Here is an 18,281-nt window from a genome sequence, read left to right on the forward strand (position 1 = left end):
CCGCCACAAACCGCACGCCAACCCACGACCCACAGCGAGCCGCCTCGAAGAAGTGCTCGCCGCAAATCGCGCGCCTACCTAAGGCACCGCGCGAGCCGACTCCCGGGAGCGCTCGTCCTCCCGCACCGCCCGTTCGGTCTCGTGAATGCCGTGCCGCGCGTAGAAGCGACCCAGCACCCCCGGCGCCCACCAGTTCCACCGCCCGAGCAGCCGCATCGTTGCCGGTACCAGCAGCGCCCGCACCAGCGTCGCGTCGATGACGATGGCCACGATCATCCCGACGCCGATCGTCTTGATGACGGTCACACCGCCCGTGGCGAAGCCCGCCACCACCGTGATCAACAGCAGCGCCGCCGCGGTGATGATGCCGCCGGTGCGCTGCAGACCTGTGGCGACCGCCGTCGTGTTGTCGCCCGTGCGGTCCCACTCCTCGCGCACGCGGGACAGCAGGAACACCTCGTAGTCGGTGGCCAGCCCGAACAGCACCGCCAGCACGAGGATCATGTTGCTCGGCTCGATGAAGCCGGTCGACTCGTAGCGCAGCAGCCCCTCGAAGTGACCCTCCTGGAAGATCCACACGACGACGCCGAAGGACGCGCCGATCGACACCGCGTTCATCAGGACGGCCTTGACCGGGAGCAGCACCGAGCCGAACGCCAGGAAGAGCAGCAGCATCGTCGCCACCGCCATGATGAGCGCCATCCACGGCAGCCGGTCGGAGAGGCTTTCCAGCAGGTCGAGGTCGATCGCGGGCCGGCCCCCGACCAGCACCTCGGTCCCCGCCGGCCGGCTCAGCCCGCGGATCCCGGCGACCACATCGCGCGACTCCGCCCCGGAGAGCCCCTCCGCATATGTCACCGTGATGAGCGTCGCGTCCCCGCGCTGCGCGGTCACGGCCGCACCCGTCACGTCGGGCAGTGCCGCGACCCGATCGGCAAGGTCGCCCGCCGTCCCCTGAACGACAACATTGATCGGATCGGACCCGCCGCCCGGGAACCGGGTGTCGAGCGTCGCACCGACCACCCGCGCCTCGCTGCCCGGTGGCAGCACCCGCTCGTCGAAGCCTCCGAACTCCACCCGCAGGAACGGCGCCGCGAACGCCACCAGCACGGCGAGCACGCCCACGACATAGAGCACCGGCCGGCGCATGACGGAGTGGGCGACGCGGGCCCACGCCTCGCCTCCGACGGCACCGCGGGCGGCGCGCCCCGGCCAGGGGATGCGCAGCTTGTCGATGCGCCGGCCGAGCAGGGCGAGCGAGGCGGGCAGGACGGTCAGCGCCGCCAGCATCGCGACCAGCACGGCGGCCATGCCACCGATCGCCATGCCGCCCAGGAACGGCTGCGGGAAGATCAGCAGACTCGACAGCGCGAGCACGATCGTGAGACCTGACACCATGACCGTACGCCCGGCGGTGGCGACCGTCGTCCGCACGGCGACCGGAACATCGGCCCCGCCCGCGAGCTCCTCCCGGAACCGGCTGACCACGAACAGCGAGTAGTCGACCGCCATGCCGAGTCCGAGCAGGGTGATCACGTTGATCGCGAAGACACTGATGTCGGTGACATATGTCAGCGCCCGCACCGCCACGAACGCCCCGAGAATGGCGATGCCGCCGATGACCAGTGGCGACAGGGCGGCGATGAGGCCCCGGAAGATGAGCACGAGCAGGACCAGCAGCACCGGGAGCGAGAAGATCTCCGCGCGCGTGATGTCCTTCTCCGTCTGAGTGGCGGCCTCGTCGGAGAACGCCACCAGACCGCCGACCTGGGTCCGCAGCCCGGCCGCGGCGAAGGCCGGCTCGATCCGGTGCAGCGCCTCGGTCTGCCCGTCCTCGTCGCGGGCGCGCAGATAGACGGCCGCATAGGTCGCCCGCTTGTCGGTGCTGACGAACGCCGGGGAGGCGCCCGGGTCGAGATAGCTGGCGACCTGCTCGACGTCGCTCTGCGCCCGGATGCGCGCGACCGCTGCGGCCACGGCCTCGCGGACCTGCGGGGAGTCGACCGGACCCGGGGCGGACCAGAGGACGACCAGCTCCGGGTCGCGGGTGCCCAGCTGCTCGGCGATCGCGGCCGCGGCCCGGTTGGACTCGCTGTCCGGGTCGTCGTAGCCGCCGCCGGTGAGCGCACCGAAGACGCCGGCGCCCCAGGTGGCTCCGGCGACCACGAGCGCCAGCCCGGCCGCGATGATCCACCATCGCGTCCGGAGGACGATGTTGCCCCATCGTTCGAACACCCGTCTGTCTTACCCGGTTCCCGCCTTCGAACGCGAATCGTTGTCCACAGCCCGAAATGCCGGAATTGCAAGCCGCCCCGGACGCGCTAAAGTCGGCCAGCATGAACGCTCTGCCGTCGCGTGCTGACGTAGTGATCATCGGATCGGGCCACAACGGCCTGGTCTCCGCGGTGCTGCTCGCCCGCGCCGGCCTGTCCGTGGTCGTCCTGGAGGCCGCGGACGTGCTGGGCGGCGCCACGCGCACCGAGCGCCCGTTCGCCAAGGTGCCCGGCCTCGGCCAGTCCACCGGGTCCTACCTGCTCGGCCTCATGCCGCCCGAGCTGCTGCGCGTCCTCGACGTCGACATCCCGGTGCTGCGCCGCGACCCGCACTATTTCCTGCCGACACCCGGCGGCCCCGGCGCGCCCTACCTGCTCTTCGGCACCGACCGCGAGGCCACCCGGGCCCAGATGGAGCGGTTCTTCTCGCCGCGCGACATCGCGGCCGACGACGCGCTGCGGGTCGAGATCGCCGCGCTGCGCTCCGACCTGGCCCCCGCGTGGCTCGCCGAGCCCGGTTCCGTCGAGGAGATCGCCGACCGGCACATCCGCCCGCAGCTGCAGAGCACCTTCGTCGATCTCGTGCGGGGCTCCGTCGCGGACTACCTGGCCCGGTTCGGCTTCAAGAGCGAACTACTGACCAGCATGTACGCGGTGACCGACGGACTCTCGGGCCTCAACGCCGGCCCCGACGACCCCGGCACGGGGCACAACTTCCTGGTCCACAACATGTGCCGCCTCCCCGGCGCCGACGGCACGTGGATGATCGCGGCGGGCGGCATGGGCACCGTCGCCGCCACTTTCGCCACCGCGGCCCGCGCGGCCGGCGCCCGGATCGTCACCGGCGCACCCGTGGCGAGCGTCACCGTCGACAACCGGACAGCCGGCGGCGTGGTCCTCGCCGACGGGCGATCGATCGAGGCCCGGGTCGTCCTGGGCGCCTGCGACCCCTACCAGCTGATGTCCCTCGTCCCCGACGGCGCGCTGCCGGCCGGGCTCGTCGACCGCATGACAGCCGTACGCCGCCCCGGCACCACCCTCAAGCTCAACCTCGCGCTCACGGGGCTCCCGCACTTCTCGTGCCTGCCGGAGGAGGCGCCGTCCCCGTTCGGGTCGACGATCCACCTGCTGCCCGGCTCCGCGGGTCTCGCGGGCACCACCGAGGGCGACTCCCCCATGGCCGCCCTCCGCGCGATGTGGGCCGACGTGCAGGCGGGCCGGCTGCCCGACGAGCCGACCATCGAGTGGTACCTCCACACCACCGTCGACCCGTCCCTCCAGGACGACGCCGGGCACCACTCGTCGGCGCTGTTCGTGCAGTCGGTCCCCTACGCCCCGGCCGGCACCACGTGGGAGGAGGCGCTGCCCGGCTATGTGACAAAGCTCCTGGAGATCTGTGACAGATACGCCCCGGGCACCTCCGCCCTGGTCGCCGACACCATGCCCCTCACCCCGCCCGGCATCGAGCGCCACTTCGGCATCACCGGCGGCCACATCCACCACGTCGACAACACGGTCGCCTTCGACGAGCGCATGCCCTACGCCACCGGCCTCGACGGCCTCTACGCCGGCTCCGCCGGAACCCACCCCGCCGGCAGCGTCATCGGCGCCGCCGGCCACAACGCCGCCCAGCGCATCCTCGCCGACCTCGGCCTCCCCGCCGCCCACTGACAGACCCCGGCGAACCCGCCCACCGACCAGCCCATGTCCGCCGCCGCCCGGCCCGGCGACGGACACAGCCACCGCCGACATGCTCAAGTGGCCGGCGCGCGATGGGCGGTGTGACCGTGAGCCGCTGACGGCGGGAAAGCCTCGCCGATCTAGCTCTTCGCCTCGGCCGCTATCTTCTCCGCGCGGATCTTGTGGCCCACGCTGGTGAGGCACCGCCCGCTCGGCAGGTCGAACTTCCACCCGTGCAGCTGGCACGTCAGCTGGTTGCCCTCGACGATGCCGAACCGGCTCAGGTCCGCCTTCAGGTGCGGGCACCGCCGCTGCACCGTCCAGTCGCCCATGTGGATGTCCTCGGCGTCGACGGCCTTCTCGTGCTCGTCGTACCAGCCCTCGGCGTACTGGAGGCGCTCCTCGCTGAGGCACTTGAAGAAGGCGTAGACGAACTCGTTGTACTGGCCGATGCGCGCGGCCGAGAAGCGGCACGAGAGGAAGACCGAGTTCACCCAGTCGCCCTCGTTGATGAAGATCAGGTGCTCGATGAGCTCGCGCTGCATGCGGAAGCGGTAGCGCACCTTCTCGTCGGCGGCCGGGCGGACCTGCTTGTTGGGGAAGTCGACCAGGATCGACTCGACCGCGTCGCCGTCATAGCTGACCAGGTCGAAGCGGACCGGGCCGCCGACGCCCTTGGCCATGTAGATCGACTCCTCGAGCAGCGGCTCGATGCGCTTCTTGAGCTCGCCCAGCACGTCGATCTCGGGGTGCCGCCACGATGCCTTCTCGGCGGCGATGATCGGCGCCTTGCGCTCGCGCATCTCCTCGAGGTGGGCCTTCTTGTTGGCGAAGAACTCGTCGACCGGGGTCGGGTGGGTGGTCTCGATCGACGTGCGGACCACCTCGGGGGCGCCGCCGACGGGCGGCTCGGTGCCGTCGTGGACGGGCACGCCGGTGATTGTCTCCGCGCCGGCCGCGTGAAGCGTGAGTTCAGAAACACTGCCGGGGAGCAGGACGACGCCGTTGGTGCCGCCGACCTTGGCATATTCGGTCAGGAACACCGACTGGTCGGGGAAGATGTTGCCCTCGTCACCGTGGATGTCGTTGAACTGCCACAGCTCGTCGTCGAGGAAGCACGGGGGCCCGGCGATCGGGAAGACGTGGTCGGCCTTGAGGTCGTCGATGTAACGCCACGTCCGGTCGAACTGGCGGTCGCGCTTCTGCTTGCCGAAGGCGGTCTTCGCGGCGCTGGGCAGCTCGTAGACCATCGGGTACCAGATGGCGCCGGAGAACTGCAGCATGTGCGCGTGCACGTGGCCCAGCTCGGCGAAGCGCGACAGGTCCGACGGGCGGGCGTCGTTCTGGTTGAGGACGCGGATGCCCTCGTGCTCGACCCACAGCGACGAGTCGCCGATCGGGCCGTCGGTCGGGCTGATCAGCGCCTGGATCATGATCTTGAGGCCGCCGTCGAGCTCGTGCACCTCGTCCGACTTGGTGCGCAGGAAGCTCGTGAAGCCCAGCTCCCGCAGCTCGTCCTCGAGCTGGCTGGTCGGGTACTCCGGGAGGAGCACCGTCGCCTTCTTGTTGATGTAGCGCTTCAGGTGCGCCGCATCGAAGTGGTCCCGGTGCAGGTGCGAGACGTAGAGGTAATCGACGTCACCCAGCGTCTCCCAGTCGAGCTGCGAGTTGTCCGGGAAGGGGAACCACGACGCGAAGAACGCCGGGTTGACCCACGGGTCGCAGAGAATGCTCCCCGCGCTCGTGTCGATCCGCATGCTGGCGTGGCCAGTGCCCGTGATCCGCACCGTTTAGCTCCTGTCCCGCGGTGTTTCCGACGGCATCGAAGGTACAAGGTGAGGGGTGACAGCGTCCGGGGCGGGGGCGGCGTGCGACACTGAGACCCTTGAGTGATCGTTCTTCCGGGAGGACCGAGTCGTGGCCGAAGAGCCGGTTTACGCACCTGACCAGCTCAAGCCGGGCAACCGCAAGAGCTGGCGGCGGGGCGCCATCATCTCGGCGGCCGTCCTGCTCCTGATGCTGTGGGGCAACCACGAGGGCAACACCGAGAACCTGTGGCTGATCCTGCTGGCCGCCGGCCTGCTCGTGGCGCTGCTCGCCGACATCGTCCTGCGGCGCAACGGCCTCAAGCCCAACGACCAATAATCTTCGGGTACGCGAAAGCCCGCTCCCTCGGTGAGGAAGCGGGCTTTCGCGTGTCTGTCAGCGGCGGCGCAGCAGGATGTCCTTGACCTCGCGCAGCGCGGCGTCCACCTCGGCCTCGAAGTAGCCGCCCGGCACCAGCCCGAACTGCAGGGTATCGAGCTCGTTCTCCGGCACCGGCATCGGCCCGCGGCCCGTCATCGCCTGCAGGATGCTCTCGAAGAGCCGATCGACCTGCATCGGGTCGTAGCCGCTGCCGAAGCGCCGCGGCTGGAACGTGCGGCGTAGCTGGTCGACGTGATAGACCTCGGGGCTGCCGCCGGGGCCGGGGCCCGGGCCGGGGCCGCCGCCCATCTGCGGGCCGCCACCCATCTGCGGGGCGCCGCTCATCGGGGCGGGGCCGCCGAAGCCGCGATCACGGTCGGGCATGCGGATCTCGGCGGTCATGTCGGTCTTGCCGTGCCGGCCCGGCTCGAACTGGTCGTAGCCGCCCGTGTCGTAACCCTGCTGGCCCGGCCCGCCCGGACCGGGACGCGGCGGCTGCGGGGGCTGGCCGTAGCCCTGCTCCTCGTAGCGTCCGTAGGGGTCGGGCTGCTGCATCTGCGGCCGCGGCGGCATCTGCTGCGGCTGCAGGCGGTCTTCCTGGATGTACGGATCGTGACCGTAACGGTCGTCCCGCGGCGGGTACTGCTCGTCCCGGCCGCCGCCGTACTGCTGCTGCTGGCCGCCGTACTGCTGGCCGCCGCCCTGACCGTACGGGTCCTCGCGGCCGTAGCGGTCGTCGGCGAACTGGTCGCGCACCGGGGCCGGGAGCCGCTCGGTCGGCGGGGCCACGGGCGGGCCGGAGCGGCCGAGGGCCTGGCTCATCCGGTCGGGGTTCATGCGCTCGGCCATGCCGCCGCGCGAGGGAGGCATCGGCTCGGCCATGCCGCCCCGCGCCGGGGGCATCGGGTCGGACCGCATCGGCTCGGGGGCGCGCATCGGCTCGGACATGCGACTGTCGGCCGGGCGGCCGCCGCGGTCCTCGAACTCGGCCAGCTGGCGCTCGACCCGGTCCAGGTGGAGGTCGACCTGCCACTCGTCGTAGCCCCCGAAGCGCACGCGGAAGACGACGTCGTGCACCTCCTGGGCCCCGACGGGCGCGCCCGACTGCTCGCCGGCGAGGGTCGCCTCGACCCGGTCGAGAAAGGCGTCGACCTCGTCGACCTTGTAGCCGCGGCGCAGGGCGCGACGGCGGAAACGCTGCCCCTGACTCGTCACAACGTCTCCCAAATTCGCATCCGCTGGGACTCGAGCCCAGTCATCGTGCCACCTCCGCGTCGGCGGCGGGGCTTCCCGCGTCCACCGTCGTCAGCTCACTCGCGGCCAGCTGGCCGCACGCACCGTCGATCTCGCGGCCCCGGGTGTCGCGGACCGTGGTGGCCACGCCGGCCTCGCGCAGCCGGCGGACGAACTCCCGCTCGACCGGCTTGGGGCTGGCGTCCCACTTGCTGCCCGGCGTGGGGTTGAGCGGGATCAGGTTCACATGCGCCAGCTTGCCGTGCAGCAGCCTGCCAAGCAGGTCGGCGCGCCAAGGCTGATCGTTTACGTCCCTGATCAGGGCGTATTCGATGGAGATCCGGCGACCGGTCTGCGCCGCGTAGTCGAACGCGGCATCGAGCACCTCGGCCACCTTCCAGCGCTGGTTGACGGGCACCAGTTCATCGCGCAGATCATCATCGGGGGCGTGCAGGGACAACGCAAGGGTCACCTGCAGCTCTTCGGCGATCAAACGGCGCATAGCGGGCACGAGACCCACGGTGGAGACGGTGATGTGCCGTTGTGAGAGCCCGAGGCCCTCCGGCGCGGGCGCGGTGATGCGGCGCACGGCCTCGATCACCCGGGGGTAGTTGGCGAGCGGCTCGCCCATGCCCATGAACACGACCCGGGACAGCCGCGGCGGGGAGCCGGTGACCGCGCCGGAGGCGGCCACGCCGGCCAGATAGACGACCTGGTCGACGATCTCGGCCACGGAGAGGTTGCGGGTGAGGCCGGCCTGGCCGGTGGCGCAGAACGGGCACGCCATGCCGCAGCCGGCCTGGCTCGACACGCACGCGGTGACCCGGTCGGGATAGCCCATGAGGACGCTCTCGACCAGCGCGTTGTCGTGCAGGCGCCAGAGCGTCTTGCGGGTCGCGCCGTCGTCGCAGGCCAGCTCGCGCTGCGGGGTGAGCAGCGGAGGGAACAGGTCGCCGGCGATCTGCGCGCGGGCGGCGGCGGGCAGGTCGGTCATCGCCTCCGGATCGCGCACCAGCCGCCCGTAATAGTGCGTGGAGAGCTGCTTGGCCCGGAAGGCGGGCAGGCCCAGCTCGGTCACGGCCGCCTTGCGCCCGGCCGAGTCGAGATCGGCGAAATGGCGCGGCGGCATGGCGGGGCGGCGGCGCGTGGCAACCGCGTCGGGGGCGTCGGGGCTGGTCGGGATGACCGGAAGAATCGTCATGGCCTCTCCAGTCTCCCACGTCGGCTGCGCATGCCTACCCCGGCGGCGCGATGAGGGAGAGCAGCAGGTACGCCGCGGGGACAGCGAAGAGGATGGAATCGAGGCGATCCATCAGCCCGCCGTGCCCGGGCAGCAGGTTGCTCATGTCCTTGATCTTGATGTCGCGCTTGAGCATCGACTCGGCCAGATCGCCGAGTACGGCCACCACCGCGATCACCGCCCCGAACAGTGCACCCCACTGGAACGGCACGTCGAGCAGGAAGTGCAGCAGCAGCGCACCGCCCACCCCGGCGCCGACGACCGAGCCGCCGAAGCCCTCCCAGGACTTCTTGGGGCTGATCGTGGGGGCCATCGGGTGCTTGCCCAGGAAGACGCCGGCCGCGTAGCCACCTGTGTCGGAAAGCACGATCGCGAGCAGCGTGCAGAGCACCCGCTGCGGGCCGTCCTCCGGCAGCACGAGCAGTACGCCGAAGCCGAGCAGGAAGGGTACGTACACGGCGATGAGCGCCGCGGCACCCAGGTCGCGCCGGAAGCCGTCCTTGTGCTCGCTGAAGCGCCACACGAGCGCGGCCAGCAGCGTCGCGAGCAGGCCGAGCTGGAGGGCGTCGGGTCCGCCGTACCAGGCCAGGCCGGTCATCAGCACCGCGCCGCCGAGCAGCGGGACCAGGGGCGGCCGGGGCCCGGCGACGCGCAGGGCGCGGACCATCTCCCAGACGCCGACGCCGGACGCGACGGCGATCACACCGAGGAACGCCGGCTTCCACAGGAACAGGGAGGCGAAGACGACCAGCACCAGGCCGACGCCCACGCCGATGGCGGCGGGCAGGTTGCGGCCCGCCTTGCCGGCCGGCTTCGCGGGCGCGGGCCGGCCGTCACGCCCGGCGCGCCGCTTGCCCGGGCCCCGGCGCGCGGTCGCCTCGGCTGTCGTCAACTCCCACTCCGCCTGGGACGTCGAGGTCGCCGCGGTGGGGGCAGCCCACGCCGGCTCCGCGACAGGTGCACCGGTGCTTTCCACACCGGCGGACCGGTCAAACCTCGCGTCGGGGGCGAAACCCTCCGGACCGGAGGCGCCGGGAGATCCCGGCGCCCGGCCGCCGGCTGAGGGGTGCCCGCCGCGGGGCTCGAGGTACGACATCAGACCTCGAGCAGCTCGGCTTCCTTGTGCTTGACCAGGTCGTCGACCACGGCGACGTACTTGGCGGTGGTGTCGTCGAGCTCCTTCTCGGCCCGGCGCCCGTCGTCCTCGCCGACCTCGCCGTCCTTGACCGAGCGGTCGATCTGCTCCTTGGCCTTGCGGCGCACGTTGCGGATCGCCACGCGCCCTTCCTCGGACTTGCCGCGCGCGAGCTTCACCATGTCGCGGCGCCGTTCCTCGGTCATCTGCGGCAGGTGGATCCGCAGCTGGGTGCCCTCGTTGTTGGGGTTGACGCCCAGGTCGGAGTCGCGGATCGCGCGCTCGATCGCCCCGATCTGCGAGGCGTCGTAGGGCTTCACGATCACCATGCGCGGCTCGGGGATGCCGATCGACGCCATCTGCGGCACGGGGGTCGGGGCGCCGTAGTAGTCGACGACGATCTTGGAGAACATCGCCGGCGTGGCACGGCCCGTACGGATCGCGGCGAACTCCTCCTTGGCGTGCTCGACCGCGCTCTCCATCTTCTCTTCGGCCTCGAAGAGGATCTCGTCGATCTCCACTCCGTCGCCTCCTTGCTTCTCAGGTCCTTCACGGAAAGGACGTCACGCGGTGATCAAGGTGCCGATCTTCTCGCCACTGACGGCACGGACGATAGTGTCGTCGCCCTGGGCCCCGAAGACGAGCATCGGCAGACCGTTCTCCTCGCAGAGGCTGAACGCGGCCTGATCGGCGACGCGCAGGCCCTGCTGGAGCACGCCGGCGAAGGTGATGTGGTCGATCTTGCGGGCCCCGGGGTCGGTGCGCGGGTCCGCGGTGTAGACGCCGTCGACGCCGTTCTTGCTCATCAGCACGAGATCGGCGTGGATCTCGAGCGCGCGCTGGGCGGTGACGGTGTCGGTGGAGAAGTAAGGCATGCCCGCGCCGGCGCCGAAGATCACGACACGGCCCTTCTCGAGGTGCCGGATGGCCCGCAGCGGGATGTACGGCTCGGCGACCTGGGCCATCGTGATCGCGGTCTGCACCCGCGTCTCGATGCCCTCCTTCTCCAGGAAGTCCTGCAGGGCGAGGGCGTTCATGACGGTGCCCAGCATGCCCATGTAGTCGGCCCGGTTGCGGTCCATGCCGCGCTTCTGCAGCTCGGCCCCGCGGAAGAAGTTGCCGCCGCCGACGACCACGGCGACCTGCACGCCGCGCCGGGTGACCGTGGCGATCTGGCGCGCGAGACCCTGCACCACGTCGGGGTCGACGCCGACGCCACCGCCGCCGAAGACCTCGCCCGACAGCTTCAGGACGACTCGCCGGGGCCGCTCGGGCCGCGGGACCGGGACTTCCTCGGCCGAGGCAGTCTGCTCGCTCACCATCGTCATGCGGACCCCGCCTTCTCCAACGCTACTTCCGAGACCTTATGTGACGGGGAGGCCGGGCGCCTGTCCAGCACCCGACCTCCCGCGCAGTGCGTGAGGGCCTGGATTACTCCTGGCCGACCTCGAACCGGACGAAGCGCGTGACCTCGATGCCGGCCTCGGTCGCGACCTGCTTGACCGTCTTCTTGTTGTCGGTGACCGACGGCTGCTCCAGCAGGACGAAGTCCTTGAAGAAGGAGTTGACCCGGCCCTCGACGATCTTCGGCAGCGCCTGCTCCGGCTTGCCCTCCTCGCGGGCGGTCTCCTCGGCGATGCGGCGCTCGTTGGCGACCGTCTCGGCGGGGACCTCCTCGCGGGTGAGGAACTTCGGCCGCATGGCGGCGATCTGCATGCCGACCGCGCGGGCGTCGTCCTCGCCGGCCTCGTCGTCCTTGCCCTTGTACTCGACCAGGACGCCGACCTGCGGCGGCAGGTCCTGCGCCTTGCGGTGCAGGTAGACCGCGACGTTGCCCTCGACCTCGGCGAAGCGGTTGATGACGATCTTCTCGCCGATCTTCGCGGAGAACTCCTGGATCACGTCGGCGACGGCGCGGCCGTCGGAGAGCGTGGAGGCGAGCAGCGCGGCGGCGTCGGCGACCTTGTTCTTCGCGCCGTGCTCGACCAGCGTCTGGCCCAGCGCCACGAAGTCGGGCGTCTTGGCGACGAAGTCGGTCTCGCAGTTGAGTTCGAGCAGCGCCTTGCCGGAGTGGCTGACGATGCCGTTGGCCGCGGTGCGGCCGGCCCGCTTGCCGACGTCCTTCGCGCCCTTGATGCGCAGGAACTCGACGGCCTTGTCGAAGTCGCCGTCCGACTCGTCGAGGGCCTTCTTGCAGTCCATCATGCCGGCGCCGGTGAGGTCGCGGAGCTTCTTCACGTCCGCGGCGGTGTAGTTGGCCATGACTCTCTCTGATCCTCTGAAGTCGTGATCTGGGGGGCCGGCCGCCTCGCGGCGGCCGGCTTCCGGCAGGACTTACTCTGCGGCGGTCGCGACCGGCTCGGCGGCGGGGGCCTCGGCGGTGGCGGGCACCTCGGGGGTGGCCGCGACAGCGGCGGGCTCGCCGTCGGCGGCCTTCTTCTCGGCGCCCTCGTAGAGGTCGCGCTCCCACTCGGGCAGCGGCTCGCCGGCGGCGACCGTCTGCTCGGGCTTGGCGTCGGCGTCACCGCGGTTGCGGCCGGAACGCGAGATCAGGCCCTCGGCGACGGCGGCGGCGACGACCTTGGTCAGCAGCTCGGCCGAGCGGATCGCGTCGTCGTTGCCCGGGATCGGGAAGTCGACCTCGTCGGGGTCGCAGTTGGTGTCGAGCACCGCGATGACGGGGATGCCCAGCTTGCGGGCCTCGTCGACGGCGATGTGCTCCTTCTTGGTGTCCACGACCCAGATCGCCGACGGCGTCTTGGTCATGTCACGCAGACCACCGAGGGTCTTGGTGAGCTTGATCTTCTCGCGCGAGAGCTGCAGGGTCTCCTTCTTGGTGTACCCGGTGGCGGTGCCACTCAGGTCACCCAGGGCCTCGAGCTCCTTCATGCGCTGCAGCCGCTTGTAGACCGTCTGGAAGTTGGTCAGCATGCCACCCAGCCAGCGGTGGTTCACGTACGGCTGGCCCACGCGGGTCGCCTGCTCGGCGATCGCCTCCTGCGCCTGCTTCTTGGTGCCGACGAAGAGGATCGAGCCGCCCTCGGCGACGGTGTCGCGGACGAAGCTGTACGCCTTCTCGATGTAGTCGAGGGTCTGGCGCAGGTCGATGATGTAGATACCGTTGCGCTCGGTGAAGATGAAGCGCTTCATCTTCGGGTTCCAGCGCCGGGTCTGGTGCCCGAAGTGGACACCGCTCTCCAGCAGCTGGCGCATGGTCACGACGGCCATGGTGAATTGCTCCCTGTCATCCCTGGTTGTCACGCTCACCGGCGGTGGGCGTCCTGGCGCCCGGTCGCCGGCCCAGGGTGGACCCGAGATGATCAGGACCAGGGAGGGCCGCCGCCGCAAGACCCGATCTCGAGGCGAGCGGGAACCTTGCAGAGGGCGCGCGAGGTCGACCGCGCGGGGCGGTCGCCGGGGACAAGCATACGCCGTGGGCGGGGTGGCTCGCTTCCGGGCGGGACGTGGGCTCGGTTACGCCCTCTTCCGTACCTTCTCGCCGGATTGCCTCAGGCCACGGCCAGCCCGGCGGCGACCAGGAGCAGCAGGCCCACCGGCAGGTACGCGATCGGAGGCCGGAGCCAGGCGTCCCGCCCGTTGACCTTGCCGCCGGCGGCGAGCGAGTAGAGACCGGTGCCCGTGAGGGGCAGTCCGAGCACGAGCAGCACCGCCGGGACGACGCCGCGGGCGGCCGGATCGTCCACGAAAGTCGCTTGGACCAGAAGGCGGACAGCCGGGACGAGAAGGACGAGCGTGGCGATCGCGAACAGAACCGCCGATAGCGGGCGGCGGGAGTTGTAGACGGCTTCGGGCGTACCCGTGGGGCGGGCGGCCAGCGGGACCATGCTTGTCGGATCGTTGTAGCCCGCCGGCTCCGGGGCCGGCGCGGGAGTGGCGGCAGGTGGCGCATCGGCCGGCGCGGGCGGGGTGTGGGCGGGCGCGGGCTGGGTGTAGGCGGGCGCGGGCGACGCCGCCGGCGTCGGCGGGGTGTAGGCGGGCGGCGGGGTGTACGCCGGTGGGGCGGGAGTGCTGCCGGCCGGGCGCACCGCCGGATATTCCGGGCCGCGCACGGGGACGCGCAGCACGCCGGAGTCGGCGGGGGACGTCGCGTGGCTCCCGGTCGACGTCACGGGATCGGGCGACGGGTACGCCGCCGGCCGCTGCTCGGGCAGCCGGAAAGCGCCGCTGGGCCGCTCGTGCACGCCGAAGTCCCAGGCGCTGCCGCCGGGTGACGGGGCGGCGTGCGAGCCGGTCGTCTCGGGCGACGGGCGCCCCGCGTACAAGCTCGGCTCGGGGTCCTCGGCATAACGGCGATGTCCGTCCACGAATCAGCACCGTAGGTCACATCCGCACGTCATGCCACCGCTCAACGGTACTCGCCCCACCTGGGCGACCCCGGCGTCATCCACAGTAGGGCTCTGTCCACAGGGCGCCCGCCGCCCGGGGCGCCGATCGGCCATCGTCTGCGGCCATGACGAACGAGAGACGAGCGGTCGGTGCGTACGGGGAACGGCTCGCCGAGCGGCACCTCCTGGCGCAAGGGTTCGAGCTGGTGGACCGCAACTGGCGGTGTGCCGACGGCGAGATCGACCTGATCCTGCGTGACGGCGACGACCTGGTGTTCTGCGAGGTCAAGACCCGGCGTGGGGAGACCTTCGGCACTCCCGCGGAGGCGATCGGCCCGGCCAAGGTGACCCGCCTGCGCCGGCTGGCCGCCCACTGGTTCACCGCGAACCCGGAGCGCGCCCGCGAGGTGCGCTTCGACGTCGTGGCGGTGCTCCTCCAGCGCCGGGGGGCCGCGCGGATCGACCACCTGCGATCGGCGTTCTAGATGAGCTACGCCCGAGTCCTGTGCGTCGGCCTGGTCGGCGTGACCGGTCACCTGGTCGAGGTCGAGGCCGACCTGTCCCAGGGCCTGCCCGCGGTCGTCCTGACCGGGCTGCCCGACACCGCACTGCACGAGGCCCGCGACCGCGTCCGCGCCGCGATCCTCAACTCCGGCGAGGGCTGGCCCAACCGGCGCATCACCGTCAACCTCCTCCCGGCGATGCTCCCGAAATTCGGCAGCGCGTTCGACCTCAGCATCGCCATCGCCCTGCTGGCCGGGGCGGGCGAGCTGCCGCTCAAGGCCCTCGACGGCGTCGTCTTCCTCGGGGAGCTGGGCCTCGACGGGGCGGTGCGGGCCGTCCGGGGCGTGCTGCCCATGGTGGCGGCCGCCGCCGACGCGGGCATCCGCCGTGTCGTGGTCCCGCGGGCCAACGCCCGGGAGGCGGCCGTCGTGCCGGGCATCGCCGTCGGTGCCGTGGACACGCTGCGCCGGCTCATCGGCTTCCTCCGGGGCAACGACCTGCTGCTGGTGCCGCCGCCGGAGGCCGGCCCACCCCCGCCCGGCGGCCCCGACCTGGCCGACGTCGCGGGTCAGGAGCTCGGCCGGATCGCCCTGGAGGTCGCCGCGGCCGGCGGTCACCACCTGGCCCTGGTCGGCCCGCCCGGCGCCGGCAAGACGATGCTCGCCGAGCGGCTGCCCTCGATCCTGCCCGAGCTGGACGACGCCGCCGCCCTCGAGGTGACCGCACTCCGATCTATCGCCGGCGTGCTGCCGCCCGAGGGTGCCCTCGTCCGGCGCCCGCCCTTCGAGGCGCCGCACCACAGCGCCAGCCTCGCCGCCCTCGTCGGCGGCGGTCCCGGCCTCGCCCGGCCGGGTGCGCTGTCCCTCGCCCATCGGGGCGTCCTGTTTCTCGACGAGGCGCCCGAGTTCGCCGCCCGAACCTTGCAGGCCCTGCGCCAGCCGCTGGAGAGCGGCCGGGTCATCCTGGCCCGTGCCCGCGGCAGCACCGAATATCCCGCCCGGGTGCAGCTCGTGCTCGCGGCCAATCCGTGCCCGTGCGCGAGCCCGGCCGGCGACCAATACTGCCAGTGCTCCCCCGGGGCACGGCGCCGCTACCTGGGCAAGCTCACCGGCCCCCTGCTGGACCGCATCGACATCCACATCAAGCTCGCCTCGCTGGGCGCCGCTCAGCTCCTGACCGCGACGGGTCCGGCCGAGCCGTCCGCGGCGGTGGCCGCCCGGGTGGCCAAGGCCCGTGCGGCGGCTGCCGCCCGCTGGTCGGGCGAGGGCTGGCAGGTCAACGCCGACGTGCCCGGCCCCTTCTTACGGCGTCCGCCGTGGCGGCTCGAGGCCGAGGCCACCGCGAGCCTCCGGCGCGGCTTGGAGAGCGGCGCCCTGTCGGCACGTGGGTTCGACCGCGTGCTGCGCCTGGCCTGGACCATCGCGGACCTCGACGGACGAGACACCCCCGGCGCCGCCGACGTCGCCGAGGCCGCCCAACTCAGAATGGGAGACGCCCATGACCGGCAAATCCGCCCCTGACCGCCTGCGCCCGATCGTCGACCGGTTGCTCGCCCGCCGCACCGACCGCGACATGGGCATCCGCCGGCCGGCCCCCGAGAAGCCCGCGGACCGTGCGGCATGAGCGCCGAGGACGACGACCGCCTGGCCCGGGTGGCGCTGACGTGGCTCGTGGAGCCGGGTCACCGCAGGGTCTGGGAGCTGGTCCAGCAGCACGGTGCGCCGGCGACGCTGGCCGCGCTGCGGGCCGGGCAGTTCGCGACCCCGGCCCTGGCCACCGTGGCGCGCCCCCGCCTGCAGAAGGACGATCCGATCCGGATGGCCGAGCGGGCGCTCGAGCACACGCGCCGGCTCGGTGCCCGGGTCGTGGTGCCCGGCGACCCCGAGTGGCCGGACCGGGTCGAGTCACTGGCGACCCTGGAGTTCGGGCGGAAGGACAGGGTCCACCGCGACGTACGCCCGCCGCTCTGCATCTGGGTCCGCGGCGAGCACTCCCTCGGGGCGGCCCTCGAGCGGTCGGTGTCCGTGGTCGGGGCGCGGGCGGCCACCGCGTACGGGTTGCACGTGACCATGGACATCGCCTTCGGCCTCGCCGACCAGGGCTGGACGGTGGTCTCGGGCGGCGCCACGGGCATCGACGCGGCGGCCCATCGGACGACGCTCGCGGCAGGCGGGCTCACGATCGCCGTGCTCGCCTGTGGAGTCGACCGGCCGTACCCGGTGAGCAACACCGCGATGTTCGAGCGCATCGCCGAGGCCGGCCTGTTGATGAGCGAGTGGCTGCCGGGCGCGGACCCGCTGCGGCACCGCTTCCTGATCCGCAACCGCGTCATCGCCGCCGCCACGGCAGGCACGGTCCTCGTCGAGGCGGCCGCCCGCAGCGGCGCGGTCCAGACGATGGGCCGCGTCCTGGCGCTCAACCGACCGGCGCTGATCGTCCCCGGCCCGGTCACGTCGGCGATGTCGGTCGGCTGCCACGAGCTGCTCCGCGCCTGCCCCGGCACGCGCGTCGTCACCAACGCGGCCCAGGTGCTGGACGAGGTGGGCCGCATCGGCGAGTACTACGCGGAGCCGGCCCGGGCCCGCACCCACGCCCGGGACGAGCTCGACGAGGAGAGCGCCCTAATCCTGGAGGCCGTGCCGGACCGCGGCACGGCGGGCCCGGAGGAGCTGGCCGCGCGGGCCGGGGTGCGGCTGCGCACGGTCCTGCAGCGGCTGACCTTGCTGGAGATCAAAGGCTTGGTCGTACGCCGTGACGACGGATTCGCCCTCACGAAAGCCGCACGCACCGCCGAGTCCCGCACGGCCGCACTGTCCGCCCCGGCGGCGTTGTTTCCGCTGGCCGAGCTCACGGCGGGCACGCGGAAATCGCCGCCGGGCCCGAAGGAACTGCCCGCGGCTCCGGAGGAGCGGGAATGATCAGTCGTCGGATTCGTCGACGTCGCGGCGATGGACCTTCATCCACGCCTCGACGTCCTCGGTCAGCCAGACCTTGCCCTGCGCGAGGTCCGCCACCGGTTCGGGGAAATCGGCCCGGCTGGTGATCTGGTAAGCCCGCTGCCGGCTCACTCCGCCGAGCCGGACCCGGATCTCATGAGCGCCCATGAGTTTGATTGCTTTAGCCACATGATCGACCGTAGGCGTATGACTATTGGTCATGGGTCAACTCGGTGAAAGACAGCTAGCTTTCCGTCAACTACTGTCGTCGCATGACTACCCCGCATGACCAGGGAGCCGATCCGCCCATGCACCGCATTCACGCCGTCCACAAACGAGACTGGCGCGCCCTCTGGCGGCTCTGCGTGTGCGGCCTCCCGGCCCCGTGTCCCCGATCCACCCAAGACACCCGCCATCCCGGCGATCCCTTTCCTCAACGGCCCGTCCCCGACACTTCCGCGAAGCCGGTCGACGGCCCGCCGCCCCCGGCTCCCGGTTCCGAGCCGCCCGCGTCCGGGCCGATGCAAAGCTCCACGCTGCCCATTCCACCAGCGTCGAACCAGGCACCTTCACACTCCCCCACCGAGAAGTCGCCCGAGCCGTCGCCGCCCAGCCCAGGCCGCATGCCGTCACCCGCCCCCGGGGCGACCACCCCGGCCTCGCGAGACTTCCCACCTGACCGGCCGCAACGCCCCGGCGCCTTCCCCCACGGCGCCATGCCGACGCTCTCGCCCGGGGCCGACGAGC

Annotated in this window: 17 protein-coding genes; 6 read left to right on the forward strand and 11 right to left on the reverse strand. The window is 71.8% G+C overall.

Going from position 1 to position 18,281, the window contains the following annotated elements; all coding sequences use genetic code 11:
• Positions 1–78: 78 nt before the first annotated feature.
• Positions 79–2,235, reverse strand: a complete 2,157-nt coding sequence (locus tag RAN62_RS02940; protein ID WP_305782850.1) for an MMPL family transporter — start codon at positions 2,233–2,235, stop codon at positions 79–81.
• 101 nt (positions 2,236–2,336) lie between these two features.
• Here RAN62_RS02940 and RAN62_RS02945 point away from each other — a divergent pair, with 101 nt between their 5' ends.
• Entirely contained in the window at positions 2,337–3,944 is a 1,608-nt protein-coding gene (locus RAN62_RS02945; protein ID WP_305782851.1) for a phytoene desaturase family protein, read from the forward strand.
• A gap of 149 nt (positions 3,945–4,093) precedes the next feature.
• On the opposite strand, the gene RAN62_RS02950 is transcribed toward RAN62_RS02945, so the two are convergent.
• Positions 4,094–5,740 (reverse strand): Rieske 2Fe-2S domain-containing protein, encoded by a 1,647-nt coding sequence (locus tag RAN62_RS02950; RefSeq protein WP_305782852.1) that lies wholly within the window; start codon positions 5,738–5,740, stop codon positions 4,094–4,096.
• A 130-nt stretch (positions 5,741–5,870) separates the two neighbouring features.
• Between RAN62_RS02950 and RAN62_RS02955 the strand changes: the two genes are divergently transcribed.
• Positions 5,871–6,098 (forward strand): DUF2631 domain-containing protein, encoded by a 228-nt coding sequence (locus RAN62_RS02955; RefSeq protein ID WP_305782853.1) that lies wholly within the window; start codon positions 5,871–5,873, stop codon positions 6,096–6,098.
• 57 nt (positions 6,099–6,155) lie between these two features.
• Here the strand turns inward: RAN62_RS02955 and RAN62_RS02960 are convergent, their stop codons facing one another.
• The 8 genes from RAN62_RS02960 to RAN62_RS02995 all read right to left on the reverse strand — a co-directional run bounded on the left by RAN62_RS02960 (position 6,156) and on the right by RAN62_RS02995 (position 14,073).
• Positions 6,156–7,355 carry a DivIVA domain-containing protein gene (locus RAN62_RS02960; protein WP_305782854.1) on the reverse strand — a complete coding sequence of 400 codons (1,200 nt, stop codon included), beginning with the start codon at positions 7,353–7,355 and terminating at the stop codon, positions 6,156–6,158.
• Positions 7,356–7,395: 40 nt separating this feature from the next.
• Positions 7,396–8,574 (reverse strand): dual-specificity RNA methyltransferase RlmN, encoded by a 1,179-nt coding sequence (rlmN, locus tag RAN62_RS02965; RefSeq protein ID WP_305782855.1) that lies wholly within the window; start codon positions 8,572–8,574, stop codon positions 7,396–7,398.
• A 34-nt stretch (positions 8,575–8,608) separates the two neighbouring features.
• On the reverse strand, positions 8,609–9,709 hold the full coding sequence (locus tag RAN62_RS02970; protein WP_305782856.1) for a phosphatidate cytidylyltransferase: 1,101 nt from the start codon (positions 9,707–9,709) through the stop codon (positions 8,609–8,611).
• Positions 9,709–10,230: a ribosome recycling factor gene (gene frr, locus RAN62_RS02975; RefSeq protein ID WP_305783053.1), complete on the reverse strand. Its 522-nt coding sequence runs from the start codon at positions 10,228–10,230 to the stop codon at positions 9,709–9,711. Before frr ends, RAN62_RS02970 begins: the two co-directional genes overlap by 1 nt.
• 81 nt (positions 10,231–10,311) lie before the next feature.
• Entirely contained in the window at positions 10,312–11,076 is a 765-nt protein-coding gene (gene pyrH, locus RAN62_RS02980) for a UMP kinase (RefSeq protein WP_305782857.1), read from the reverse strand.
• A 103-nt stretch (positions 11,077–11,179) separates the two neighbouring features.
• On the reverse strand, positions 11,180–12,010 hold the full coding sequence (tsf, locus tag RAN62_RS02985; protein WP_305782858.1) for a translation elongation factor Ts: 831 nt from the start codon (positions 12,008–12,010) through the stop codon (positions 11,180–11,182).
• 72 nt (positions 12,011–12,082) lie between these two features.
• Positions 12,083–12,976, reverse strand: coding sequence for a 30S ribosomal protein S2 (gene rpsB / locus RAN62_RS02990; RefSeq protein ID WP_305782859.1), 894 nt, complete (start codon positions 12,974–12,976; stop codon positions 12,083–12,085).
• 281 nt (positions 12,977–13,257) lie between these two features.
• Positions 13,258–14,073 (reverse strand): hypothetical protein, encoded by an 816-nt coding sequence (locus RAN62_RS02995; protein ID WP_305782860.1) that lies wholly within the window; start codon positions 14,071–14,073, stop codon positions 13,258–13,260.
• A 146-nt stretch (positions 14,074–14,219) separates the two neighbouring features.
• Between RAN62_RS02995 and RAN62_RS03000 the strand changes: the two genes are divergently transcribed.
• The 4 genes from RAN62_RS03000 to RAN62_RS03015 are packed head-to-tail and all read left to right on the forward strand — an operon-like array spanning position 14,220 to position 17,516.
• Positions 14,220–14,579 (forward strand): YraN family protein, encoded by a 360-nt coding sequence (locus RAN62_RS03000; protein ID WP_305782861.1) that lies wholly within the window; start codon positions 14,220–14,222, stop codon positions 14,577–14,579.
• A complete protein-coding gene (locus RAN62_RS03005; RefSeq protein ID WP_305782862.1) occupies positions 14,580–16,118 on the forward strand; it encodes a YifB family Mg chelatase-like AAA ATPase in 1,539 nt (512 codons plus the stop codon). It abuts the gene before it with no gap.
• Positions 16,096–16,221 (forward strand): hypothetical protein, encoded by a 126-nt coding sequence (locus RAN62_RS03010; RefSeq protein WP_305782863.1) that lies wholly within the window; start codon positions 16,096–16,098, stop codon positions 16,219–16,221. The genes RAN62_RS03005 and RAN62_RS03010 overlap by 23 nt, the downstream gene beginning before the upstream one ends.
• Positions 16,218–17,516 (forward strand): DNA-processing protein DprA, encoded by a 1,299-nt coding sequence (locus tag RAN62_RS03015; protein ID WP_305782864.1) that lies wholly within the window; start codon positions 16,218–16,220, stop codon positions 17,514–17,516. Before RAN62_RS03010 ends, RAN62_RS03015 begins: the two co-directional genes overlap by 4 nt.
• Here the strand turns inward: RAN62_RS03015 and RAN62_RS03020 are convergent, their stop codons facing one another.
• The gene (locus RAN62_RS03020) at positions 17,517–17,702 is read right to left on the reverse strand and encodes a DNA-binding protein (RefSeq protein ID WP_305783054.1); all 186 of its coding nucleotides are present in this window, start codon (positions 17,700–17,702) and stop codon (positions 17,517–17,519) included.
• Positions 17,703–18,281 lie beyond the last annotated feature (579 nt).

The sequence above is a fragment of the Symbioplanes lichenis genome, assembly GCF_030709675.1.
GTDB classification, from domain to species: domain Bacteria; phylum Actinomycetota; class Actinomycetes; order Mycobacteriales; family Micromonosporaceae; genus Actinoplanes; species Actinoplanes lichenis.

Excerpts from the sequence above, each read along its gene's own strand:
- rlmN (WP_305782855.1), bottom strand. The coding sequence starts at position 8,574 with ATGACGATTCTTCCGGTCATCCCGACCAGCCCCGACGCCCCCGACGCG.
- tsf (WP_305782858.1), bottom strand. The coding sequence starts at position 12,010 with ATGGCCAACTACACCGCCGCGGACGTGAAGAAGCTCCGCGACCTCACC.
- pyrH (WP_305782857.1), bottom strand. The coding sequence starts at position 11,076 with ATGACGATGGTGAGCGAGCAGACTGCCTCGGCCGAGGAAGTCCCGGTC.
- RAN62_RS03000 (WP_305782861.1), top strand. The coding sequence starts at position 14,220 with ATGACGAACGAGAGACGAGCGGTCGGTGCGTACGGGGAACGGCTCGCC.
- RAN62_RS03015 (WP_305782864.1), top strand. The coding sequence starts at position 16,218 with ATGAGCGCCGAGGACGACGACCGCCTGGCCCGGGTGGCGCTGACGTGG.
- frr (WP_305783053.1), bottom strand. The coding sequence starts at position 10,230 with ATGGAGAGCGCGGTCGAGCACGCCAAGGAGGAGTTCGCCGCGATCCGT.
- rpsB (WP_305782859.1), bottom strand. The coding sequence starts at position 12,976 with ATGGCCGTCGTGACCATGCGCCAGCTGCTGGAGAGCGGTGTCCACTTC.
- RAN62_RS03010 (WP_305782863.1), top strand. The coding sequence starts at position 16,096 with ATGACCGGCAAATCCGCCCCTGACCGCCTGCGCCCGATCGTCGACCGG.
- RAN62_RS02945 (WP_305782851.1), top strand. The coding sequence starts at position 2,337 with ATGAACGCTCTGCCGTCGCGTGCTGACGTAGTGATCATCGGATCGGGC.
- RAN62_RS03020 (WP_305783054.1), bottom strand. The coding sequence starts at position 17,702 with ATGGGCGCTCATGAGATCCGGGTCCGGCTCGGCGGAGTGAGCCGGCAG.
- RAN62_RS02970 (WP_305782856.1), bottom strand. The coding sequence starts at position 9,709 with ATGTCGTACCTCGAGCCCCGCGGCGGGCACCCCTCAGCCGGCGGCCGG.
- RAN62_RS03005 (WP_305782862.1), top strand. The coding sequence starts at position 14,580 with ATGAGCTACGCCCGAGTCCTGTGCGTCGGCCTGGTCGGCGTGACCGGT.